Genomic DNA, 19459 nt, shown 5'->3' with positions numbered 1-19459 from the left:
ATAAATACTTACGTTTACGTAAAAATCCTCTTGCCTTTCAGTACCTGGGAGTTGCAATGTCATCCCGCATCACGATGAGGAGACTGTGATATGTACCGCGCGCCTGTCGAGGATATCGCTCACACTTTAAAAGACATCGCTGGCTTGGCCGCGGCAATGGAGCAGGGCCGTTTCGGCGATCTCTCTGCTGATCTTGTGGATGCTATTCTGGAGGAAGCAGGAAAATTTGCGACCTCACGCGTGGCCCCTTTGCTTCAGCTCGGCGACAAGCACGGCACCCCGCTCAAAGATGCTGAAGTCACCATGCCTCCAGGCTGGAAAGATGTTTATCAGGAGTGGGTTTCCGGTGGATGGAACGCCCTGACCGGTAAAGAAGAGTTCGGCGGTCAAGCCTTGCCGATGATATTGGCCATTGCGACATTCGAAATGTGGAATTCGGGGTCGATGGCATTTGGCATCGGGCCGACACTGACCCTGGGGGCGATCGAGGCGCTGGAAGCGCACGCCACCGAAGAATTGCAGCAGACCTATCTTCCCAAGCTTGTTTCCGGCGAATGGATGGGCACGATGAATTTGACCGAGCCACAGGCGGGCTCCGATGTGGGTGCATTGCGCACGCGTGCTGAACGCGCCGATGACGGCACCTATAGGATCTTGGGAAGCAAGATTTTCATCACCTATGGCGAGCATGATCTTACCGACAATATTATCCATCTGGTCTTGGCGCGCTTGCCCGACGCTCCCGCCGGAACCAAAGGCATTTCGCTGTTTCTGGTGCCCAAATATCTTGTCAACGAGGATGGCTCGCTTGGAGCGCGCAATGATGTGTTTTGCAGCAGCATTGAGCATAAGATGGGCATCCATGGCTCGCCCACTTGCACGATGATTTATGGCGATGGCTTTGTGAAAGATCGCGAGGCCGGCGCCATTGGCTGGCTCATCGGCGAGGAAAATCGTGGCCTTGCCTGTATGTTCACGATGATGAACAATGCCCGCCTTGCGGTGGGAATTCAGGGCGTTGCCGTTGCCGAAGCTGCCTATCAGAAAGCGCTGACCTATGCTGAGGATCGCCGCCAGATGCGCGCGCCCGGCTGGAGCGGTGAAGGCATGAGTCCGATTATCGAGCATCCGGACGTGCAGCGCAATCTGCTGACAATGAAGGCTCTCACAGGCGCCGCCCGCTCTATCTCCTACGCCTGCGCTTTTGCCTTGGACATGGCAAAAACGGGCACCATTGAGGAAGCCCGCTATTGGTCTGACCGAGCAAATTTGCTCACGCCAGTAGCCAAGGCCTTCTCAACTGATATCGGAGTCGATGTCGCGTCGATCGGCATTCAGATTCATGGCGGTATGGGCTTTATCGAAGAAACTGGCGCGGCCCAGTTTTTGCGTGATGCGCGGATTGCGCCGATCTATGAAGGCACAAACGGAATTCAAGCCATTGATCTTGTGCAGCGAAAGCTCGCGCTTGGCGGTGGCCAACATATCAAGGGCTATATAGACGAGCTTCGCACCATTGCCGATGCAGTTGCGGCTTCAAACAATCCCATTTTGGGAGAAACGGCAGACCGGTTGCGGGCCGCATTGAACGATTTGGAAGCTACAAGCATATGGTTGCAGGAGACATTGGCAAATAAGCAGATCAGCGAGGCACTTGCCGGTGCAACGCCCTATTTGCGCCTGTTCGGTTTGGCCGCAGGAGCGACCTATCTGGCGAAAGGTGCGCTGGCAGGTGGCGATGATCGTCACAAGGTACTGGCGCGATTTTTTGCGGAAAACCTTCTCAATGAAACCGTCGCTTTGAAAGACCGTGTCCTCAATGGCGCAGCCAGTATGCTCGGCGCGCGCTCCGCTCTCAGCCTTTAAGGAAAGCCTCATGTCAGAACATATTCAGGTCGAACGGCAAGGTGCTGTCCAGATCATCCGGTTCAACCGGCCGGAAAAGAAAAACGCGCTCACCCGCGCCATGTACGCTGCCATGACAACAGCCTTGGTAGAAGGTGATGGCGATGCAGATATTCGGGCAAATGTGTTTCTTGGTACTCCCGGTGCATTTTCTGCGGGTAATGACTTGCAGGATTTTATGGCTTTTGCCATGTCGGGGCAGATGGGCACTGAGGTGTTTGATTTTCTCATTGCCTTGGCCAATGCAACAAAGCCGCTATTGGCGGGTGTCGATGGACTGGCGATAGGCATAGGATCAACGATCCATTTCCATTGCGATTTGACGTTTGCGACGCCGCAATCTTTGTTCAAGACGCCATTCGTTGATCTGGGTCTTGTTCCCGAGGCAGCATCAAGCCTTCTTGGTCCGGCACTAATGGGGTCTCAGCGGGCATTTGCTTTTCTTGCCAATGGTGATGGATGGAGTGCGGCTGAAGCAAAGGATGCCGGACTGATCTACAAGGTCGTTGAGGCTGCCGATCTGGAAGCGACTGTTTTGAAAGCCGCAACCGATATCGCTGCCAAGCCACCGGAAGCAATGCGAATAACCCGCGATCTTCTGCGCATGCCCAGGGAATCGGTAGTGGAACGCATGCAGCTTGAAGCAAAGCACTTCAGCGAGCGATTGCAGGCCGACGAGGCCCGCAATGCGATGGTCAATTTCTTCTCGCGCAAGAAGCCTTGAGAAACTTAGGGATAAAGCCTCTCTTTACCCCAATCATCTTCCGGTGTTTCACGGCTGAACACCACGCGGTCGTGCAACCGGAAGGGCCTGTCGTGCCAGAACTCAATTGAAGTTGGACGAATACGAAAGCCTGACCAGTATTTTGGACGGGGAATTTCGCCAATCGCATGGCGAGCCGTATATTCGGTGACAGCTTTTTCCAAAGCAAACCGACTTTCAAGCGGGCGGGACTGTTTTGAAGCCCATGCACCGATGCGGCTGCCGCGTGGGCGTGTTGCATAATATGCGTCGGCTTCTTCGTCGTTCACGATCTCAACCGGTCCCCGAATGCGAACCTGCCGCCGCAAGGTTTTCCAATGAAAACACATGGCTGCCTTCATGGAACCAAGGATTTCAACGCCTTTCTGGCTTTCGAAATTGGTATAAAAAACAAAGCCTTGGGTGTCGAAGTCCTTGAGAAGAACCATGCGGACATTAGGCAACCCATCCTTATCGACTGTTGCAAGCGCCACGGCATTGGGATCGTTTGGCTCGGTTTTTACCGCATCCCCAAGCCATTCATTGAAGAGTGCGAATGGTTCGGATTTTTCGGTGAAGTCATCGGTTGTTAACTTCATTTAATCCATAGTCCCATAGTCATTTCGGATTGACCTTGTTAAAGAGAGGTATGTGTTTGGCGTTTCTATCATCTGATAGCAAGAAGTTGGTTGCAAAAAAACAGCAAGGTTTCGGTGCCCTGAGTGGGTTCGCTGCCGGTGTTTTCGTTTGCATGCTCTCCGGTTGCGCCATGAAGGATTTCAGTATCGAGAAAGCTGTTCCCGACAAGGCGACCATAACCGGTTCTGTCGCCTCTGCACAGCAGGTGGACCCGAAGAGCTCTTCCGATCAGACGACGATACGCAATATTGTTTCGGCGCTCAATTTTACCCAATGGGGCAGCAAACCCTTGCCATGGTCTAACCCGGAAACGGGTAGCCAAGGCACCATTACGGCAATTGCCGAGAAAAAGGATGATACCGGCCTTTGCCGCGAATTCCAGACATCGCGCGAATCATTTGATGGCGTAATGCTCTACAAGGGTGAGACCTGCATGCAAAATGGCGGCCAGTGGGCGTTGAAGTCCTTTGCCCCTATGTAATGCGGGCAATTTGAACTTTGATGTTCTTTTTTGAGTTTAAAAATCTGGAATTTCTTCCTATTTAAGCCCATATAGGCAAAAAGCAATCTGACAACCTGTTCGCATGTCGCGAGGAAGGGCACTCACATGCGCGATCCATATACCGTGCTGGGCGTCGCCAAAACGGCAAAACCAGACGAAATAAAATCGGCGTTCCGCAAGCTCGCCAAGAAATACCATCCTGACCAAAATCAGGATGATCCCAAAGCGCAAGCAAAATTTTCGGAGATCAATCAGGCCTATGAAATTGTCGGCGACAAGGAGCGCCGCGGCCAGTTTGATCGGGGTGAAATTGATAGCGAAGGCAAACAACGTGCTCCGCAAGGCTTCGAGGGCTTTTCAAGCGGTGGCGGAGATCCGTTTGCAGGCTTTGGTGGCAGGCAACGCCCCGGCAATTTCGAGTTTCGCAGTGGAACATCCGGCTTCGGAGCCGAGGATATTTTAAGCAGCCTGTTCGGCGAGACAGCTGGCATGGGCGGCCCACGCCGTGCCGGTCCCCGTAAAGGGGCTGATTTGCAGGCGACAATCGACATTACTTTGGAGCAGGCTGCCGGTGCTGAGAAAGTCGAGGCTGTGTTTCCGAATGGTAAGCGACTGGCGATCAAACTGCCTGCACAGGTGGAAAACGGACAAACGATTCGCCTCAAAGGGCAGGGCGAAGCCGTTCCGGGTGGTACATCTGGTGACGCTTTGGTCACAGTCCGCTTTAAACCGCACGCAAAATTTCGAGTTGAGGGTCGCGACTTGCATGTGGAATTACCTGTAAGCTTGCGCGATGCTGCCCTTGGGTCGCGTCAGGAAGTTGAGACTTTAAGTGGCCGTGTAGCAATGAAAATCGCTCCTTGGACCAGTTCTGACCGTGTTTTAAGGCTGAAAGGCAAGGGGTTGCCTAAAAAACCTGACGGTCATGGCGATCTTTTCGCGCATGTTCGGATCATGCTCCCCGAGGGTGGCGATCCGGCGTTAGAGGCATTTTTACGTCAATCGGAGGTTTGAAAAACCAAATCCACGGTGACAGTGTGCTTGAAGCCCGGCGCGGGCTGTGCGATACCGCACACAATCATAAGTCTCATGAAGGGTTGGTATATGACCGCCAAAACTGGTTTGATGCAGGGTAAACGCGGCCTGATAATGGGTGTCGCCAATAATCGGTCGATCGCCTGGGGCATCGCCAAGGCAGCGCATGATGCCGGCGCCGAACTTGCGTTCACCTATCAGGGCGATGCGCTGAAAAAGCGTGTTGAGCCGCTCGCACAGGAGCTGGATGCTTTTTTGTGCGGCCATTGCGATGTCTCGGATGCTTCAACAATTGACGCATGTTTCGAAGCTCTCGAAAAGCACTGGGGCAAGATAGATTTTCTTGTTCACGCAATTGGGTTTTCTGACAAGGACGAGTTGACCGGCCGTTACGTTGACACGTCTGAAGCAAACTTCACCAAGACCATGCTGATCTCTGTCTATTCGCTGACAGCAGTCGCCAAGCGGGCAGAAAAGTTGATGACGGATGGCGGTTCCATTCTCACGCTGACCTATTACGGCGCTGAAAAAGTTATGCCGAATTACAACGTCATGGGCGTTGCGAAAGCTGCCCTTGAGGCAAGCGTAAAATATCTGGCTGTTGATCTTGGCCCGGATAATATTCGCGTTAATGCGATTTCTGCAGGCCCGATCAAGACGCTTGCCGCTTCCGGTATCGGCGACTTCCGCTACATTCTCAAATGGAACGAGTATAATGCGCCATTGCGCCGTACCGTTACGATTGAGGAAGTCGGTGACGCTGGACTTTACTTCCTTTCGGATTTGTCACGCTCTGTCACAGGCGAGATACATCATGCTGATAGCGGATATCATGTCGTAGGCATGAAGGCCGTCGATGCCCCGGACATATCAGTCGTCAAGGATTAATCTCAAAGTGAACTTGCCTGACACGATTATCTATTTCTCGCGTCACGGCGAGACGGACTGGAATGTGTCTGAACGCATTCAGGGACAGGAAAACATCGATATCAATGCGCGCGGCCGGGCTCAGGCAGACCGCAATGGTGATTTGATGAAGTCCCTCATCGGCGATGGTGAGGGATTTGATTTTGTTGCCAGCCCATTGCGGCGCACGCGCGAGACGATGGAGCGGATACGAACGCGGATGGGCATTGATCCGCATGATTACCGCACTGATCCACGGCTTATGGAAGTGAGTTTCGGCGATTGGCAAGGCTTTATGATCGAAGACATTGCTGCCAAGACGCCGGAACTCGTAACGGCAAGGGCCCGCGACAAATGGAACTTCGTTCCACCTGGAAAAACCGCGGAAAGTTATGCGATTCTTGGCAAGCGTGTTGCCAGCTGGCTATCTGAAGTAAAGGGACCGACGGTATGCGTCACCCATGGCGGCTGCCTGCGCACGATATTTCAGATGATCGAAGGGCTTGACGGCCATGACGCTGCAAATCTTGCCATCACGCAAGATCACATTCTCCGGCTCGAAAACGGCAAGCTTACCTGGATGTAGAACTGCCGTCCTTATTCGGTGGTTTCTTCGATATCGGTGATGAAACGTTCCTTGTTAACAACGTCGAACATCACAGTCACCTTCATGCCTTGTTCAATGACGCTCAGATCGAATTCACCAGGCAGTTTGTAAACCTTGCCATCATCAAGCGTTATCGTGGAATTGTCCTCGTCGATTTTTGTTATTGTGCCTTGCGCATCATCAGCCAATGCACCAACGGGAAAGAGGGACGCGACAAACATAAATGCTGCAACGAAGAACCGCATCTGAGATTTCCTTTATAAACAATATCGACCGAGTAATCAGTCAAGTTAGAACGTCCATTTGTGGCAAAACAATTGCTTTTTTCGTGATGAATGAAGGAATTTGAGGGACGGGTTTGACCACAGGTGTAAACGTCCATAAAACCCCCTGATAAAATGACGGGTAGGCTCATGTCGCATAATACGTTTGGTCATCTTTTCCGTGTTACCACCTGGGGCGAAAGCCATGGCATTGCGCTTGGTTGCGTTGTGGATGGATGCCCTCCCGGCATCTCTTTTACCGAAGCCGAGATCCAGTCCTATCTGGATAAACGTAAGCCTGGGCAATCAAAATACACTACGCAGCGCCGAGAGCCCGATCAAGTGCGCGTGCTTTCCGGTGTTATGCTGCAAGAGGACGGCGTGACTCTGGTTTCGACCGGAACCCCGATCTCGATGATGATCGAAAATACCGATCAGCGTTCGAAGGATTATGGCGATATCGCCCGCCAATACCGCCCCGGCCATGCCGATTATACATATGACGTGAAATATGGCATCCGCGATTATCGCGGTGGCGGGCGCTCATCTGCGCGCGAAACGGCTGCTCGTGTTGCTGCCGGCGCAATTGCCCGCAAGGTTGTGCCCGGACTTGTCGTTCGCGGTGCCTTGGTCAAAATGGGTGTGCATTCGATAGATCACAGCCGCTGGGATTGGGCGGAAATCGACAACAATCCGTTTTTCACACCCGATGCGGGATCGGTGGATACATTCGCCAATTATCTCGACGGCATTCGCAAAGCCGGATCATCGATCGGGGCTGTTATCGAAGTGATTGCCGAGAATGTACCGGCAGGGCTTGGCGCTCCGATCTATGCCAAGCTGGATCAGGACATTGCCAGCTATCTCATGTCCATCAATGCGGTTAAGGGCGTTGAAATTGGCGACGGCTTTCACGCGGCGACACTGACCGGCGAAGAAAATGCCGATGAAATGCGCATGGGCAATGATGGGAACCCGATTTTTCTGTCAAATCATGCGGGCGGCATTCTAGGCGGAATTTCCAGTGGTGCGCCCATTGTGGCGCGTTTTGCGGTCAAACCCACTTCATCGATTTTGACACCTCGTCAAAGCATTGATGCTGATGGAAAACAGGTGGATATCATGACCAAGGGCAGACATGATCCTTGTGTTGGCATCCGGGCAGTTCCCATTGGCGAGGCAATGGTTGCCTGTGCTATCGCTGATCACTATCTCAGACATCGCGGCCAGACCGGACGCATCTAATCAAAGGACTACTCCATGGCCTATAACCAGAAACGGGTCGTCGATGCACTTCGTGCCTTCGAACGTGGCGAAATCGTTGTCGTCATGGATGATGATGGGCGCGAAAACGAAGGCGATCTGATCGTAGCGGCGGTTCACTGTACGCCAGAGAAAATGGCATTCATCGTGCGCCACACATCAGGCATTGTATGCACGCCGATGACGCGGGAACATGCAAAACGGCTTAACCTCGCGCCGATGGTTGCAGACAACGATGCACCCCATTCAACTGCGTTTACAGTTACGGTTGACTATAAGCACGGTACGACCACCGGTATTTCGGCCGAAGATCGCACGCTTACAGCGCGCAACCTGGCAAATCCCAATGCCGGTGCAGTGGATTTTGTGCGCCCCGGACATATCTTCCCGCTGGTTGCGCGTGAAGGTGGTGTTCTTATGCGGTCCGGTCATACGGAAGCAGCAGTGGATTTGTGTAAGCTGGCGGGCTTGCCGCCTGTTGGAGTCATTTGCGAACTGGTGAATGATGATGGAACGGTCATGCGCGGCCCGCAGGTTTCAGGTTTTGCCGAAGCGCATAATCTGCAGCAGGTAACCGTGGCGGATCTCATTGCATACCGCCAGCGCAAGGAAACGCTGATCGAGCGTATCGGCGAATATGAGATCGATACCTGCGCGGGAACCGCAAAAGCTATTACTTATGCGTTGCCGTGGGAGCCGATGCACCACGCTGCTATTGTTTATGGCGACATTCGTGACGGCGAAGATGTTCCAGTGCGCCTGCAGCGTGAAGATGTGCTGAGTGACGTTTTCGGCGCCCGCAACACACTTGATAGCATTATGAATCGTATCGCCGAAGAAAAGCGTGGCGTCATCGTTTATCTGCGCGAGGGCTCTGTGGGTGTCGGCCGAGACGATGACCGCAACCGTGCTTTGCTACAAGAACGTGAAGCGCATGCCGAAGCCCGTGTGCGCGACGAAGAGTGGCGGCAAATCGGACTTGGTGCGCAGATATTGAAAGATCTGGGCATTACATCGATCCGGCTTTTGGCGTCACGTGAGCGTCATTACGTGGGTCTTGAGGGTTTTGGCATCCAGATTACCAAAACCGATATTATTTGATTGCTTTTCTACAATTGCGAAGCCGGCGGCATATTTGCAAGGAATAGTCGCCGGCTTTGCTGTAACCTCGCTGCGAAACGCCACGCTTAGCGAGGAAAGCATTATGACTGCACCCCATCCTTCAAAGACGCATATTGGAAACCACGAACTGCATCCGGAAACCTTGATGCTGAATTACGGTTACGATCCTGAACTGTCGGAAGGGGCGGTTAAGCCGCCCGTATTTCTCACCTCCACATTTGTCTTTAAATCGGCAGAAGAGGGGCGCGATTTTTTCGATTTCGTCTCCGGTCGCCGCGAGCCGCCAGCGGGCACCGGCGCTGGTTTGGTCTATTCCCGCTTCAATCACCCAAACAGCGAAATCGTCGAGGATCGGCTTGCCGTCTATGAACGGACCGAAAGCTGCGCCTTGTTTTCGTCGGGTATGTCAGCAATTGCCACGACATTGCTTGCTTTCGTTCGACCGGGCGATGCAATCTTGCATTCGCAGCCACTCTATGGCGGAACCGAAACGCTGCTGGCCAAGACATTTCTCAATATGGGCGTCGCTGCCATAGGGTTCGCCGATGGTGTTAATGAGGCATCTGTTCAAAGTGCTGCCGATGAGGCTATGAAAAAGGGCCGCGTTTCGGTCATTCTTATTGAGACGCCTGCAAATCCAACCAACAGCCTGGTTGATGTCGCGATGATCCGCCGTATTGCGGAAGCGATCGGCGAAAAGCAGGGCCACCGTCCTGTCATCGCCTGTGACAACACTTTGCTTGGTCCCGTATTTCAACGGCCAATCGAACACGGAGCAGACATCTCGCTCTACTCATTGACCAAATATGTCGGCGGTCACTCCGATCTCATTGCGGGCGCTGCCCTTGGCTCCAAAGCGGTGATGAAGCAGGTAAAGGCGCTGCGTGGCGCTATTGGAACGCAACTTGATCCCCATTCCTGCTGGATGCTGGGTCGTTCGCTCGAAACTCTCAGCATCCGCATGGAAAAAGCGAATACCAACGCGTTGGCGATAGCTGACTTTTTGCGCGACCACCCAAAGGTCGAGAAGATCCACTATTTGCCTTATCATGCTCCGTCATCGCCGCTGGGCAAAACATTCGCCGCGCAATGTACAGGTGCAGGCTCGACTTTCTCGTTTGATATTCTTGGCGGGCAACCTGCAGCCTTCAAATTCCTCAATGCATTGCAGATACTGAAGCTTGCCGTCAGCCTTGGCGGTACGGAATCGCTCGCCAGTCACCCTGCGACGATGACCCATTCCGGCGTGCCAATTGATGTGCGCCAGCGCATCGGTGTTCTGGATTCTACCATTCGCCTATCCATCGGCATTGAGCATCCGGATGATCTGATTGCCGATCTGGCTCATGCCTTGAGTGAGGCATAAAACATAAAATCCCAGGTAGGGCTTGTGTAACTGCAAGGGGCTGTGCAGATTTGCATGGCCCCCTTTTCTTTACCCGGAAGCCCTATGGTCACACGTCTTTACACTCATCCGATTTATCTTGAGCACTTGACGCCTGCAGGCCACCCAGAACGGCCGGATCGTTTGCGCGCGCTTGGCAAAGTATTGGACGATCACGCATTTGATGGGTTGGACCGCGTTCAGGCGCCCATGGGCGACGAAGCGACCATTCTTTATGCCCATCCAGAAACTTATCTGGAACGCGTTCGCATGACGATACCGCAACAGGGGCTCACTCGTGTCGATTCTGATACGACTGTTAGTCCAAAGAGCTGGGAAGCAGCGCTGACAGCGATTGGTGCGGCCAATGCTGCGGTTGATGATGTGTTTTCCGGCAAGGCGGATAATGTATTCGTGGCGTCACGGCCCCCGGGCCATCATGCCGAACGTGACAGGGCGATGGGGTTCTGCCTCTTCAACAATGCCGCTATCGCTGCCCGGCATGCGCAAAAGGCCCATGGTATTGCGCGCGTTGCGATCGTTGACTGGGACGTGCATCATGGCAATGGTACACAGGATATATTCTGGGAAGACTCATCCGTGCTTTATTGCTCAACGCATCAGATGCCGCTTTATCCGGGCTCCGGAGCCAAAAGCGAAACAGGCGTCGGCAATATTGTCAATGCGCCGCTTGATCCGGACACTGGCAGCGAACATTTCCGCGAGGCGTTCAACACACGTATTTTGCCGTCGCTCGACGCATTCCAGCCGGAGCTGATTATTGTCTCCGCCGGGTTTGATGCGCATCATCGCGATCCTCTTGCGGAAATAAACCTGAATGAGGATGATTTTGACTGGGCAACCGGCAAGCTTATGGAAAGAGCTGGGAGCTACGCATCAAACCGTCTTGTCAGTCTTCTGGAAGGCGGGTACGACCTCAAGGGTATGTCGCTCTCCGCAGGCGCACATATCAAACGCTTGATGGAAGGATGATAAATGGCCGATACACCGAACAACTCCGATATCGCTGCCATGAGTTTCGAGCAGGCGCTCGATCAGCTGGAAAAGATTGTTGATGATCTGGAACGCGGCGATGTGCCGTTGGAACAGTCAATTCGAATCTACGAACGCGGTGAAGCGCTCAAGAAGCATTGCGACGCCCAGTTGAAATCCGCTGAAGACAAGGTGGAAAAGATCAAGCTTGGCCGTGACGGTCAGCCGGTGGGTACAGAGCCGCTCGATCCGGAGTGACACCAGCGCAGGCTGTTCACCTTGTAAATGAGCAGCTATGATTAGGACTGTAACAGTCTGGAGCTGCCTCCCATGAGCTTTTTCCCCGGTAACGATCCTGAACCTGGTGATGCCATCGCCGTGGATTCAATTGAAACCTTGATCATACCCCGAACGAGCGACATTGGCGGCCTGGAAGTTCGGCGTGCATTGCCGACGGCCAAGCGACGGCTGGTTGGCCCTTTCATCTTCTTTGATCGCATGGGCCCGGCAATCCTTCGCCCGACTGACCCGCTGGATGTGCGCCCGCATCCCCATATTGGTCTTTCAACAGTTACCTATCTTTTCGATGGCAATATTCGCCACCGCGATAGTCTTGGCACTGAAATGGTCATCAAGCCCGGCGACGTCAATTTGATGACCGCGGGCCGGGGCATTGTCCACTCCGAGCGGTCCCCTGAAGAGTTGCGTACGCAGCCGCTGCCCATATCGGGTTTGCAGACATGGCTCGCCCTCCCGGATCATCTGGAAGAAATTGACCCCACCTTTGCCAATACCGAGGCGAGCCGACTACCCGTGCTTCAAGAATCGGGGCTCGACGCACGCGTCGTCATGGGCCAGTTTCATGGCGCAAGTTCCGGCGTTAAGCAGCATGCCGAAACGCTTTATGTCGATATTCGCCTAGAGCCGGGCGCCCATATCCAGATTCCCGCCAATGCGGCCGAGGAGCGTGCCATATACACGCTGGATGGACCCGTCGAAATTGCGGGGCAAATCTTTCCGGCAGACCGGCTTCTGGCGTTCCGTCCGGGTGACGAGATTATCATTTCTGCTCCGCAAGGCGCACATTTCATGCTGTTTGGCGGTGCGACCCTGTCTTCCAAGCGCTATATCTGGTGGAATTTTGTCTCTTCGTCGAAGGAGCGTATTGAGCAGGCGAAAGAAGAATGGCGAACTGGCCGCTTCGATATCGTGCCGGGCGACGAAGAAGAGTTCATTCCTTTGCCTGAAAATTGACGTGAGCCTTCGTTAAATCCGGCTGCTTGCCGGTTCTGGGGATTTGCTCTAGGACAACAGCTCGCATCCGGTCGATTTCTGACGCTAAAACTGGAATTTATAGAGTGAACAACAAGCCTGAAACGCCATTATTGGATCGCGTGACCATTCCTTCACAGCTGCGTGCTTTGCCGGAATCCGACCTTCCGCAATTGGCACAGGAGCTTCGCACAGAACTGATCGACGCTGTGTCGACGACAGGCGGGCATCTTGGTGCAGGTCTTGGCGTTGTTGAACTGACTGTCGCCTTGCATCATGTTTTCGATACCCCGCATGACCGCATCATCTGGGATGTCGGTCATCAGGCCTATCCGCACAAGATTTTGACCGGGCGGCGCGATCGCATCCGCACGCTGCGGCAGGAGGGCGGGCTTTCCGGCTTCACCAAGCGCAGCGAAAGCGAATACGACCCGTTTGGCGCGGCGCATTCCTCCACGTCGATTTCGGCCGGCCTTGGCATGGCTGTGGCCAGTGACCTTGCGGGCATAAAGCGCAATGTTATTTCTGTCATTGGTGATGGCGCCATGTCCGCCGGTATGGCTTATGAAGCGATGAACAATGCCGGTGCGCTGGATGCACGGCTTATCGTTATCCTTAATGATAATGATATGTCGATTGCTCCGCCAACCGGTGCGATGAGTGCCTATCTTGCCCGTCTTGTTTCGGGCCGCGCCTATCGTTCTTTCCGCGAAACGGCCAAGCAGCTTGCAAAGAAACTGCCAAAATTCCTGCAGGAGAAAGCCCGGCGCTCGGAAGAATATGCCCGTGCCTTCTGGACGGGCGGAACAATGTTTGAAGAGCTGGGCTTTTATTATGTCGGCCCCATTGATGGTCACAATCTGGATCATCTGCTGCCGGTACTGAAAAATGTGCGCGACACGATGGACGGACCTGTCCTTATTCACGTGGTGACGCAGAAGGGTAAGGGCTATGCCCCGGCGGAAGCTTCTGCTGACAAATATCACGGCGTGAACAAGTTCGACGTTATTACTGGCGCACAGGCAAAGCCCCCGGCAAATGCGCCAAGCTACACCAAGATTTTTGCCACCAGCCTGATTGAGGAAGCCCGCCACGATGACAGGGTCGTCGCTGTCACGGCAGCCATGCCCGGTGGGACAGGTCTTGATCTGTTTGGCGAAGTGTTTCCCGATCGTACATTTGATGTGGGCATTGCCGAACAGCATGCGGTTACTTTTGCGGCAGGTTTGGCGAGTGAGGGTTTGAAGCCTTTCGCGGCGATTTACTCAACCTTCCTGCAGCGCGGCTATGATCAGGTTGTGCATGATGTGTCATTGCAAAATCTGCCGGTACGCTTTCCCATCGACAGGGCAGGTCTGGTTGGGGCCGACGGCGCTACGCATGCCGGTTCCTTCGATACTGGCTTTCTCGCTGCGCTTCCCGGCTTTGTCGTTATGGCCGCCTCGGATGAGGCGGAACTGCGTCATATGGTGCGTACCGCTGCTGAGTATAATGAAGGCCCGATTTCGTTCCGCTATCCACGCGGTGATGGTATCGGTATCGACCTGCCAGAGCGAGGGAGCATTCTCGAGATCGGCAAGGGACGCATTGTCCGTGAAGGAAGCAAAGTTGCGCTTCTATCCTTTGGTACGCGGTTGGCCGAGTGCTTGATGGCTGCCGATGAACTCAATGCGGCGGGACTTTCAACGACTGTCGCCGATGCACGGTTTGCCAAACCGCTGGATGAGGATCTGATCCGTCGTCTGGCCAGAGAACACGAAGTGCTCGTGACAGTTGAAGAGGGTGCCATTGGCGGTTTTGCCTCCCATGTCCTCCACTTCCTCAGTCGTGATGGTCTTCTCGATCAGGGATTGCGCGTTCGCACATTGACGCTTCCGGATATTTACCTCGATCATGCCAAGCCCGAAGTGCTTTATGCCCGTGCCGGTCTTGATAGTGCTGGAATTGTGGAAGCGGTGTTTGGTGCACTTGGACGTAACCATATGGTTGCGCCTGCCCGTGCCTGAATTCAATTGATGCGCCTCGATCAACTTCTGGTGGAGCGCGGGCTCTTTACCACGCGGTCGCGGGCACGAGACGCTATTATGCGCGGTACTGTCACGATTGATGGCTCTGTCGTTTCCAAACCGGGCACTGCGGTGGCTGAAACCGTAGTGATTGCAGTCGATGATCCCGCAAGTGCTTATGTTTCCCGTGCAGCATTGAAACTTATTGCAGCACTGGATCATTTCGCCATTGCTGTAACAGGAATTGCTCTGGACATAGGTGCCTCAACCGGTGGTTTCACACAGGTCCTGTTGGAGCGCGGCGCGCAGCATGTGATTGCGGTTGATGTTGGAACAGCCCAGCTTCATTCTCGCATCGCCTCTGATCCGCGTGTTACAAACCTTGAAAATCTCAATGCGCGTGCTCTTGCGCGTGATCATCTTGAGGGCTGGAATATTGATCTGGTTGTCTCGGATGTAAGCTTTATTTCCCTAAAGCTGGCTTTGCCCCCTGCGCTCGATCTGGCCGAAAATGGCGCTCATTGTGTGCTGCTGGTGAAGCCGCAATTTGAGGCTGGCCGCGATGCAATTGGCAAGGGCGGCATTTTGCGCAATCCAGAGGATGGGATTCGCGTCGCAAATGATCTAAGAGACTGGTTGGATCAATTGCCGGGCTGGAAAGCATTGGGGCTTTGCCCTTCACCCATAGAGGGTGGCGATGGCAACCGTGAATTTCTTCTGGCCGGTATTAAAAGCAAAAACTGAAAAGACAACATCAATGAGCACGCGCGTAACAATCGAACGGATGGGCGCCGGGGGCGACGGCATTGCTGCCACGGCCGCTGGCAGCGCCTATGTGCCATTTTCCCTGCCGGGAGAGGTTGCCAACGTAGCCTTGGAAAACGGTCGCGCCACGATGATGGCCTTGATCGAACCATCACCGGAGCGGGTTGCACCCGCATGCCGGCATTTTGAAGAGTGCGGTGGCTGCACATTGCAACACTGGCAGGATAGCGCTTACCAGGAATGGAAAAGATCGCTGGTCCAAGATGCACTTGGCGGCAGGGGACTGCTGTTCAAACTTGAACCGCTTGTCACTTGCGCACCACAGACGCGCCGCAGAACGGTATTTGCCGTGCGTACCAGTGAGCGGGGAGCCGTGCTGGGCTTCAATAAACATCAAAGCCACGAATTGATCGACATTGCTGAATGCCCGATCACGGTGCCAGAGATTGTATCCCGCCTTGATGATCTGCGCGATCTCGTTGCGGTTTTGGGCGGGGGCATGAAGCCGTTCAAGCTCACTGTGACGTCAACAGCATCCGGCCTTGATATCACCGCTTCCGGATGCGGCGCGCCCGATGCTGCAAAGCGGCAGGTACTAACGGCACTGGTCATCAAAAAGGATTTTGCGCGCCTCTCTTTTGAAGGTGAGATCATTGTCGAGCCGCGAAAGCCGCTTGTCCATTTTGGTAAAGTGCCAGTGTTCTTGCCGCCGGGCGGGTTTTTGCAAGCTACCGCTGAGGCAGAAGAAGCCATGTGCAATCTGGTAGCCGGGCATCTTGCCAAGTCGAAAAAGACATTGGATCTATTTTGTGGTTCCGGCACTTTCGCTTTTAGAATGGCGGAAAAATCTTCCGTCCATGCGGTAGAGAGCGATCAGGGCGCTGTTGCAGCAATTGATCGCAGTGTCCGTTTCGTACAGGGATTGAAGCCGGTTAGTGTCGAGCGACGTGATTTGTTCCGTCGCCCGTTTCTGGCGCGAGAACTTGCACCATTTAATGGTCTCGTTTTTGATCCGCCCCGCGCCGGTGCCGAAGCACAGGCAATCGAAATCGCCAAATCATCGGTTTCAAAGGTGGCTGCGGTTTCCTGTAACCCGGTTACTTTGGCACGGGATCTGAGCATTCTCGTCAAGGGGGGATATAAGATTGATCGCGTTGTGCCGGTTGATCAATTCCTCTGGTCGTCACATGTGGAAGCCGTGGCTTTGCTTAGCAAGAAATAGGTTGCGAGTTACTCGCTCTAACCTCGATTACGGCCCGACCATAAGAGTGTTTGTTGACTGCACTTGAGTTGATTGTGGTTCGCCCCTCAGGCAAGCTCAAGAGCGCGCAAGGGGGGCATTCGATATAGTGCGTGGTTCGACAAGCTCACCATGAGGGAAGTTTTGTGGGTCGCAGCGACAACTTGCTAGCCTTGCAAGAGTTGGCGCCCTGCAATCAATCGACCTCCCTCATCCTGAGCTTGTCGAAGGGCGCACTTAGCTTGTGCAAATCAGACTTTCCAAAAATAATCTCGACAAACTTATCCAACAGCTCTGGCACTGAATTATTCTGTTCCTGTCCTTCCCGCGGGGAACAGCTTCCGGAGCCGTTCGAAGTTTGGGGAAGGATGGGCGCCTCCGATGGCGGGTTACGGACCCGCCATCCGGGGACGTTCTGTCCAAGGGTTCCCCTGCCGTTACTAGGAACGGCGTGTGCTGGACGAGCACTTTAAGGGGCACAAGGCTAACGCATGGCGTGCCGCAAATGGCACTCCTTGGGTAGCCGAGGCCTCCCAAGCGGAACGGACAGAATGCAAAATCGCCGGACGGGCGGTCTTCGGATCGCTTAACCTACTACAAAGACGCGCTTCGATGACCGCCCGTCTTTCCCACCATCTCAATAGCCAGACGCAAAAGCGGGCGTGGCAAGGGATCGCCACACCCGCGTTCTTTGAAAATCGATTGGGAAGATTAAACCGTGGTTCCGCCTACGGTCATCTGGTCCATGCGCAAATGGGGCTGGCCTACGCCAACAGGCACCCATTGACCGCCTTTGCCACAATTGCCGATACCGGTATCGAGTTGCAAATCATTGCCGACCATCGATATTCTCTGCATCGCGTCAGGGCCATTACCGATAAGCATTGCACCTTTGACAGGCGCGCCGATTTTTCCGTTTTCGATCATATAGGCTTCGGTACAGCCGAAAACGAACTTGCCTGAGGTAATATCCACCTGGCCACCGCCAAATGACACGGCGTAGATGCCCTTTTTCACGGATGCGATAATTTCGTCCGGGGTCTTATCCCCGCCAAGCATATAAGTATTGGTCATGCGGGGCATTGGCGCATGGGCATATGATTCGCGCCGTCCATTGCCGGTGGGTTGCATGCCCATCAGCCGCGCATTCTGGCGATCCTGCATATAGCCGACAAGAATACCGTCATCGATCAGCACGGTCTTGTTTGTCGGCATTCCTTCATCGTCAACGGTAAGCGAGCCGCGGCGTTCCGAAATCGTACCGTCATCGACCACTGTTACGCCTTTGGAAGCCACTTGCTGGCCAAGCAGACCGGCAAACGCAGATGTCTTTTTTCGGTTGAAATCACCTTCGAGGCCGTGACCCACGGCCTCGTGCAGCATGACGCCAGGCCATCCGCTTGAAAGAACGATATCGAACGTACCGGCTGGAGCTGGAATGGCTTCAAGGTTGACCAGCGCCTGACGCAGTGCTTCATCTGCAGCATATTGCCATTTATCGGTGGCAATGAATTCGCCAAACCCCTTGCGTCCGCCAGCGCCATAAGTGCCGCTTTCCTGCCGGTCACCACTTCCCACGACAACCGAAACATTCAGGCGCACCATCGGGCGAACATCGCGAACGAAATGGCCATCGGCCCGCAAAATCTCGACTTGCTGCCATGATCCGGCCAGCGACACGGAGACTTGTCGAACTTTGGGGTCTTTGGCACGCAGATAGGCGTCGATTTCCTGCAGCAATTTCACCTTGGCTTCAAAGCCGGGTGACCCAAGCGGATTTTCGTCGCTGTACAGGCTGCTATTGGTTCCGGGAGGCGCGGCCGTATATGCGCCGGCATAGCCGGTCGTGACCGCAGAGGCAGCATCGGCAGCGCGCTTTAGAGCGCCCAGCGACAGTTCGCCAGCATGAGCATAACCCACCGCGTCACCAGCCACAGCGCGAAGCCCAAAACCTTGATCCTGATTGAAAGAGCCGTTCTTCAACCGGCCATTGTCGAAGACGAGACCTTCCGATTCGCGATACTCGATGAACAATTCGCCATCATCAGCGCCCTTCAGCGACTGCTTGACAGTATCCAGAATTTTTTCGCGAGGTGCATCGAAACTATCGATCAGGCTTTTCATTATATCCGGTCCGGTTTCATTTGGGTGTACCGGATGTAAGCCTTCGGGCTGCGCGCGACAACCGCTATCTTAAGGAAAGATCAGGGGAGGGCGTCGAAGCCTTCGCCGAAACCATTGAGCTCCACCGGAATGCCGATACCCTCTTCAGGCGTCTGGAACACGATGAAGGTTGCAGCCTTGCCGGTCTTAAGGGTTTGAACCAGCTGTTCTTCCAAAATGACTTCCGCGTAACAGCCATCTTCAAAGCAGCGCACGAAATAAGCGCGGCCAATATCCTTGCCGTCAACATTAAGACCAAGACCATTGGGAAGGAGAACGCCCAGCGGAGCAAGGACGCGCAATATCTTTGCTTTGTTGTCGGCGGTTTTCAGCACCACCACGGAAAGACCCATTTCGGGACGATCTGCAGCGACAACGTTCTGGATGAGCGCGCATTGTTCTGATTTTGCGCCTGCCGGCGTATCGCAAAGAATAGACCAGGCACCGTGGGTTGATTTGACAGTCCCGCTTTGCGGCGCTGCCAGTGCGCTGCCGGAAAGGGCAGTCAGGGACAGGGCAAAAATACCAGCAGCTATATTGCGAAGGGCTAAAATGGACATGGTGGCTCCAAAACGAATCATCCAGACGTTAGACCGCCGGGAACCGGATGAAAAGAATGCTGCACGAACACTCCCCAAGGTATGACAGCCAA

At 54.1% G+C, this 19459-nt stretch carries 19 protein-coding genes; 15 read left to right on the top strand and 4 right to left on the bottom strand.

Annotated features, from left to right (window positions below):
* Positions 1-90: 90 nt before the first annotated feature.
* Together ACTJI9_RS07055 and ACTJI9_RS07050 are read left to right on the top strand one after the other, a co-directional pair.
* Positions 91-1866 (top strand): acyl-CoA dehydrogenase family protein, encoded by a 1776-nt coding sequence (locus tag ACTJI9_RS07055; RefSeq protein WP_440806852.1) that lies wholly within the window; start codon positions 91-93, stop codon positions 1864-1866.
* Positions 1867-1876: 10 nt separating this feature from the next.
* Positions 1877-2629, top strand: a complete 753-nt coding sequence (locus ACTJI9_RS07050) for a crotonase/enoyl-CoA hydratase family protein (RefSeq protein WP_307283287.1) — start codon at positions 1877-1879, stop codon at positions 2627-2629.
* Positions 2630-2634: 5 nt separating this feature from the next.
* Here ACTJI9_RS07050 and pdxH read toward each other — a convergent pair whose 3' ends face one another.
* Positions 2635-3246 carry a pyridoxamine 5'-phosphate oxidase gene (gene pdxH, locus ACTJI9_RS07045; protein WP_440806850.1) on the bottom strand — a complete coding sequence of 204 codons (612 nt, stop codon included), beginning with the start codon at positions 3244-3246 and terminating at the stop codon, positions 2635-2637.
* Between the two features lie 50 nt (positions 3247-3296).
* Between pdxH and ACTJI9_RS07040 the strand changes: the two genes are divergently transcribed.
* The 4 genes from ACTJI9_RS07040 to ACTJI9_RS07025 all read left to right on the top strand — a co-directional run bounded on the left by ACTJI9_RS07040 (position 3297) and on the right by ACTJI9_RS07025 (position 6315).
* Complete coding sequence (locus ACTJI9_RS07040) at positions 3297-3767, top strand: RT0821/Lpp0805 family surface protein (RefSeq protein WP_307283289.1); 471 nt, start codon at positions 3297-3299, stop codon at positions 3765-3767.
* Positions 3768-3893: 126 nt separating this feature from the next.
* Positions 3894-4802, top strand: coding sequence for a J domain-containing protein (locus ACTJI9_RS07035; RefSeq protein WP_307283291.1), 909 nt, complete (start codon positions 3894-3896; stop codon positions 4800-4802).
* Positions 4803-4892: 90 nt separating this feature from the next.
* Positions 4893-5711, top strand: a complete 819-nt coding sequence (gene fabI / locus ACTJI9_RS07030; protein ID WP_008125268.1) for an enoyl-ACP reductase FabI — start codon at positions 4893-4895, stop codon at positions 5709-5711.
* Positions 5712-5724: 13 nt separating this feature from the next.
* Complete coding sequence (locus ACTJI9_RS07025; RefSeq protein ID WP_307286424.1) at positions 5725-6315, top strand: histidine phosphatase family protein; 591 nt, start codon at positions 5725-5727, stop codon at positions 6313-6315.
* Positions 6316-6326: 11 nt separating this feature from the next.
* Here the strand turns inward: ACTJI9_RS07025 and ACTJI9_RS07020 are convergent, their stop codons facing one another.
* Positions 6327-6581 carry a DUF1344 domain-containing protein gene (locus ACTJI9_RS07020; protein WP_115052131.1) on the bottom strand — a complete coding sequence of 85 codons (255 nt, stop codon included), beginning with the start codon at positions 6579-6581 and terminating at the stop codon, positions 6327-6329.
* 168 nt (positions 6582-6749) lie between these two features.
* Between ACTJI9_RS07020 and aroC the strand changes: the two genes are divergently transcribed.
* The 9 genes from aroC (at position 6750) to ACTJI9_RS06975 (ending at position 16626) form a co-directional block, all read left to right on the top strand.
* Positions 6750-7844, top strand: coding sequence for a chorismate synthase (aroC, locus tag ACTJI9_RS07015; RefSeq protein WP_115052130.1), 1095 nt, complete (start codon positions 6750-6752; stop codon positions 7842-7844).
* A 15-nt stretch (positions 7845-7859) separates the two neighbouring features.
* Complete coding sequence (ribB, locus tag ACTJI9_RS07010; protein WP_115052128.1) at positions 7860-8963, top strand: 3,4-dihydroxy-2-butanone-4-phosphate synthase; 1104 nt, start codon at positions 7860-7862, stop codon at positions 8961-8963.
* Between the two features lie 103 nt (positions 8964-9066).
* Entirely contained in the window at positions 9067-10350 is a 1284-nt protein-coding gene (locus ACTJI9_RS07005; RefSeq protein ID WP_115052126.1) for a cystathionine gamma-synthase family protein, read from the top strand.
* Positions 10351-10434: 84 nt separating this feature from the next.
* Entirely contained in the window at positions 10435-11361 is a 927-nt protein-coding gene (locus ACTJI9_RS07000) for a histone deacetylase family protein (RefSeq protein WP_440806846.1), read from the top strand.
* A gap of 3 nt (positions 11362-11364) precedes the next feature.
* The gene (locus ACTJI9_RS06995) at positions 11365-11619 is read left to right on the top strand and encodes an exodeoxyribonuclease VII small subunit (protein ID WP_440806843.1); all 255 of its coding nucleotides are present in this window, start codon (positions 11365-11367) and stop codon (positions 11617-11619) included.
* Between the two features lie 72 nt (positions 11620-11691).
* A complete protein-coding gene (locus ACTJI9_RS06990) occupies positions 11692-12615 on the top strand; it encodes a pirin family protein (RefSeq protein ID WP_115052123.1) in 924 nt (307 codons plus the stop codon).
* Between the two features lie 104 nt (positions 12616-12719).
* Entirely contained in the window at positions 12720-14639 is a 1920-nt protein-coding gene (dxs, locus tag ACTJI9_RS06985) for a 1-deoxy-D-xylulose-5-phosphate synthase (protein WP_115052121.1), read from the top strand.
* Between the two features lie 9 nt (positions 14640-14648).
* Entirely contained in the window at positions 14649-15383 is a 735-nt protein-coding gene (locus ACTJI9_RS06980) for a TlyA family RNA methyltransferase (protein ID WP_440806839.1), read from the top strand.
* A gap of 13 nt (positions 15384-15396) precedes the next feature.
* Positions 15397-16626, top strand: coding sequence for a class I SAM-dependent RNA methyltransferase (locus tag ACTJI9_RS06975; RefSeq protein WP_440806836.1), 1230 nt, complete (start codon positions 15397-15399; stop codon positions 16624-16626).
* Positions 16627-17355: 729 nt separating this feature from the next.
* Here ACTJI9_RS06975 and tldD read toward each other — a convergent pair.
* Positions 17356-18768, bottom strand: coding sequence for a metalloprotease TldD (tldD, locus tag ACTJI9_RS06970; RefSeq protein WP_440806835.1), 1413 nt, complete (start codon positions 18766-18768; stop codon positions 17356-17358).
* 80 nt (positions 18769-18848) lie between these two features.
* Positions 18849-19367, bottom strand: coding sequence for an invasion associated locus B family protein (locus ACTJI9_RS06965; protein ID WP_115052212.1), 519 nt, complete (start codon positions 19365-19367; stop codon positions 18849-18851).
* Positions 19368-19459 lie beyond the last annotated feature (92 nt).

It is taken from the genome of Phyllobacterium sp. 22552 (genome assembly GCF_052044585.1).
GTDB classification, from domain to species: Bacteria; Pseudomonadota; Alphaproteobacteria; order Rhizobiales; family Rhizobiaceae; genus Phyllobacterium; species Phyllobacterium ifriqiyense.
The sequence above is the reverse complement of the archived record's forward strand: the minus strand, read 5'-3'. Positions and strand labels throughout refer to the sequence as shown.

Bases quoted from the DNA above. Each gene is read 5' to 3' on its own strand.
- ACTJI9_RS07055 (WP_440806852.1), top strand. From the start codon at position 91: ATGTACCGCGCGCCTGTCGAGGATATCGCTCACACTTTAAAAGACATC.
- ACTJI9_RS06980 (WP_440806839.1), top strand. From the start codon at position 14,649: ATGCGCCTCGATCAACTTCTGGTGGAGCGCGGGCTCTTTACCACGCGG.
- ACTJI9_RS07000 (WP_440806846.1), top strand. From the start codon at position 10,435: ATGGTCACACGTCTTTACACTCATCCGATTTATCTTGAGCACTTGACG.
- ACTJI9_RS07005 (WP_115052126.1), top strand. From the start codon at position 9,067: ATGACTGCACCCCATCCTTCAAAGACGCATATTGGAAACCACGAACTG.
- fabI (WP_008125268.1), top strand. From the start codon at position 4,893: ATGACCGCCAAAACTGGTTTGATGCAGGGTAAACGCGGCCTGATAATG.
- tldD (WP_440806835.1), bottom strand. From the start codon at position 18,768: ATGAAAAGCCTGATCGATAGTTTCGATGCACCTCGCGAAAAAATTCTG.
- ACTJI9_RS06990 (WP_115052123.1), top strand. From the start codon at position 11,692: ATGAGCTTTTTCCCCGGTAACGATCCTGAACCTGGTGATGCCATCGCC.
- aroC (WP_115052130.1), top strand. From the start codon at position 6,750: ATGTCGCATAATACGTTTGGTCATCTTTTCCGTGTTACCACCTGGGGC.
- ACTJI9_RS07020 (WP_115052131.1), bottom strand. From the start codon at position 6,581: ATGCGGTTCTTCGTTGCAGCATTTATGTTTGTCGCGTCCCTCTTTCCC.
- ACTJI9_RS07040 (WP_307283289.1), top strand. From the start codon at position 3,297: ATGTGTTTGGCGTTTCTATCATCTGATAGCAAGAAGTTGGTTGCAAAA.
- ACTJI9_RS06995 (WP_440806843.1), top strand. From the start codon at position 11,365: ATGGCCGATACACCGAACAACTCCGATATCGCTGCCATGAGTTTCGAG.
- ACTJI9_RS06965 (WP_115052212.1), bottom strand. From the start codon at position 19,367: ATGTCCATTTTAGCCCTTCGCAATATAGCTGCTGGTATTTTTGCCCTG.
- ACTJI9_RS07050 (WP_307283287.1), top strand. From the start codon at position 1,877: ATGTCAGAACATATTCAGGTCGAACGGCAAGGTGCTGTCCAGATCATC.
- pdxH (WP_440806850.1), bottom strand. From the start codon at position 3,246: ATGAAGTTAACAACCGATGACTTCACCGAAAAATCCGAACCATTCGCA.
- ribB (WP_115052128.1), top strand. From the start codon at position 7,860: ATGGCCTATAACCAGAAACGGGTCGTCGATGCACTTCGTGCCTTCGAA.
- ACTJI9_RS07035 (WP_307283291.1), top strand. From the start codon at position 3,894: ATGCGCGATCCATATACCGTGCTGGGCGTCGCCAAAACGGCAAAACCA.
- ACTJI9_RS06975 (WP_440806836.1), top strand. From the start codon at position 15,397: ATGAGCACGCGCGTAACAATCGAACGGATGGGCGCCGGGGGCGACGGC.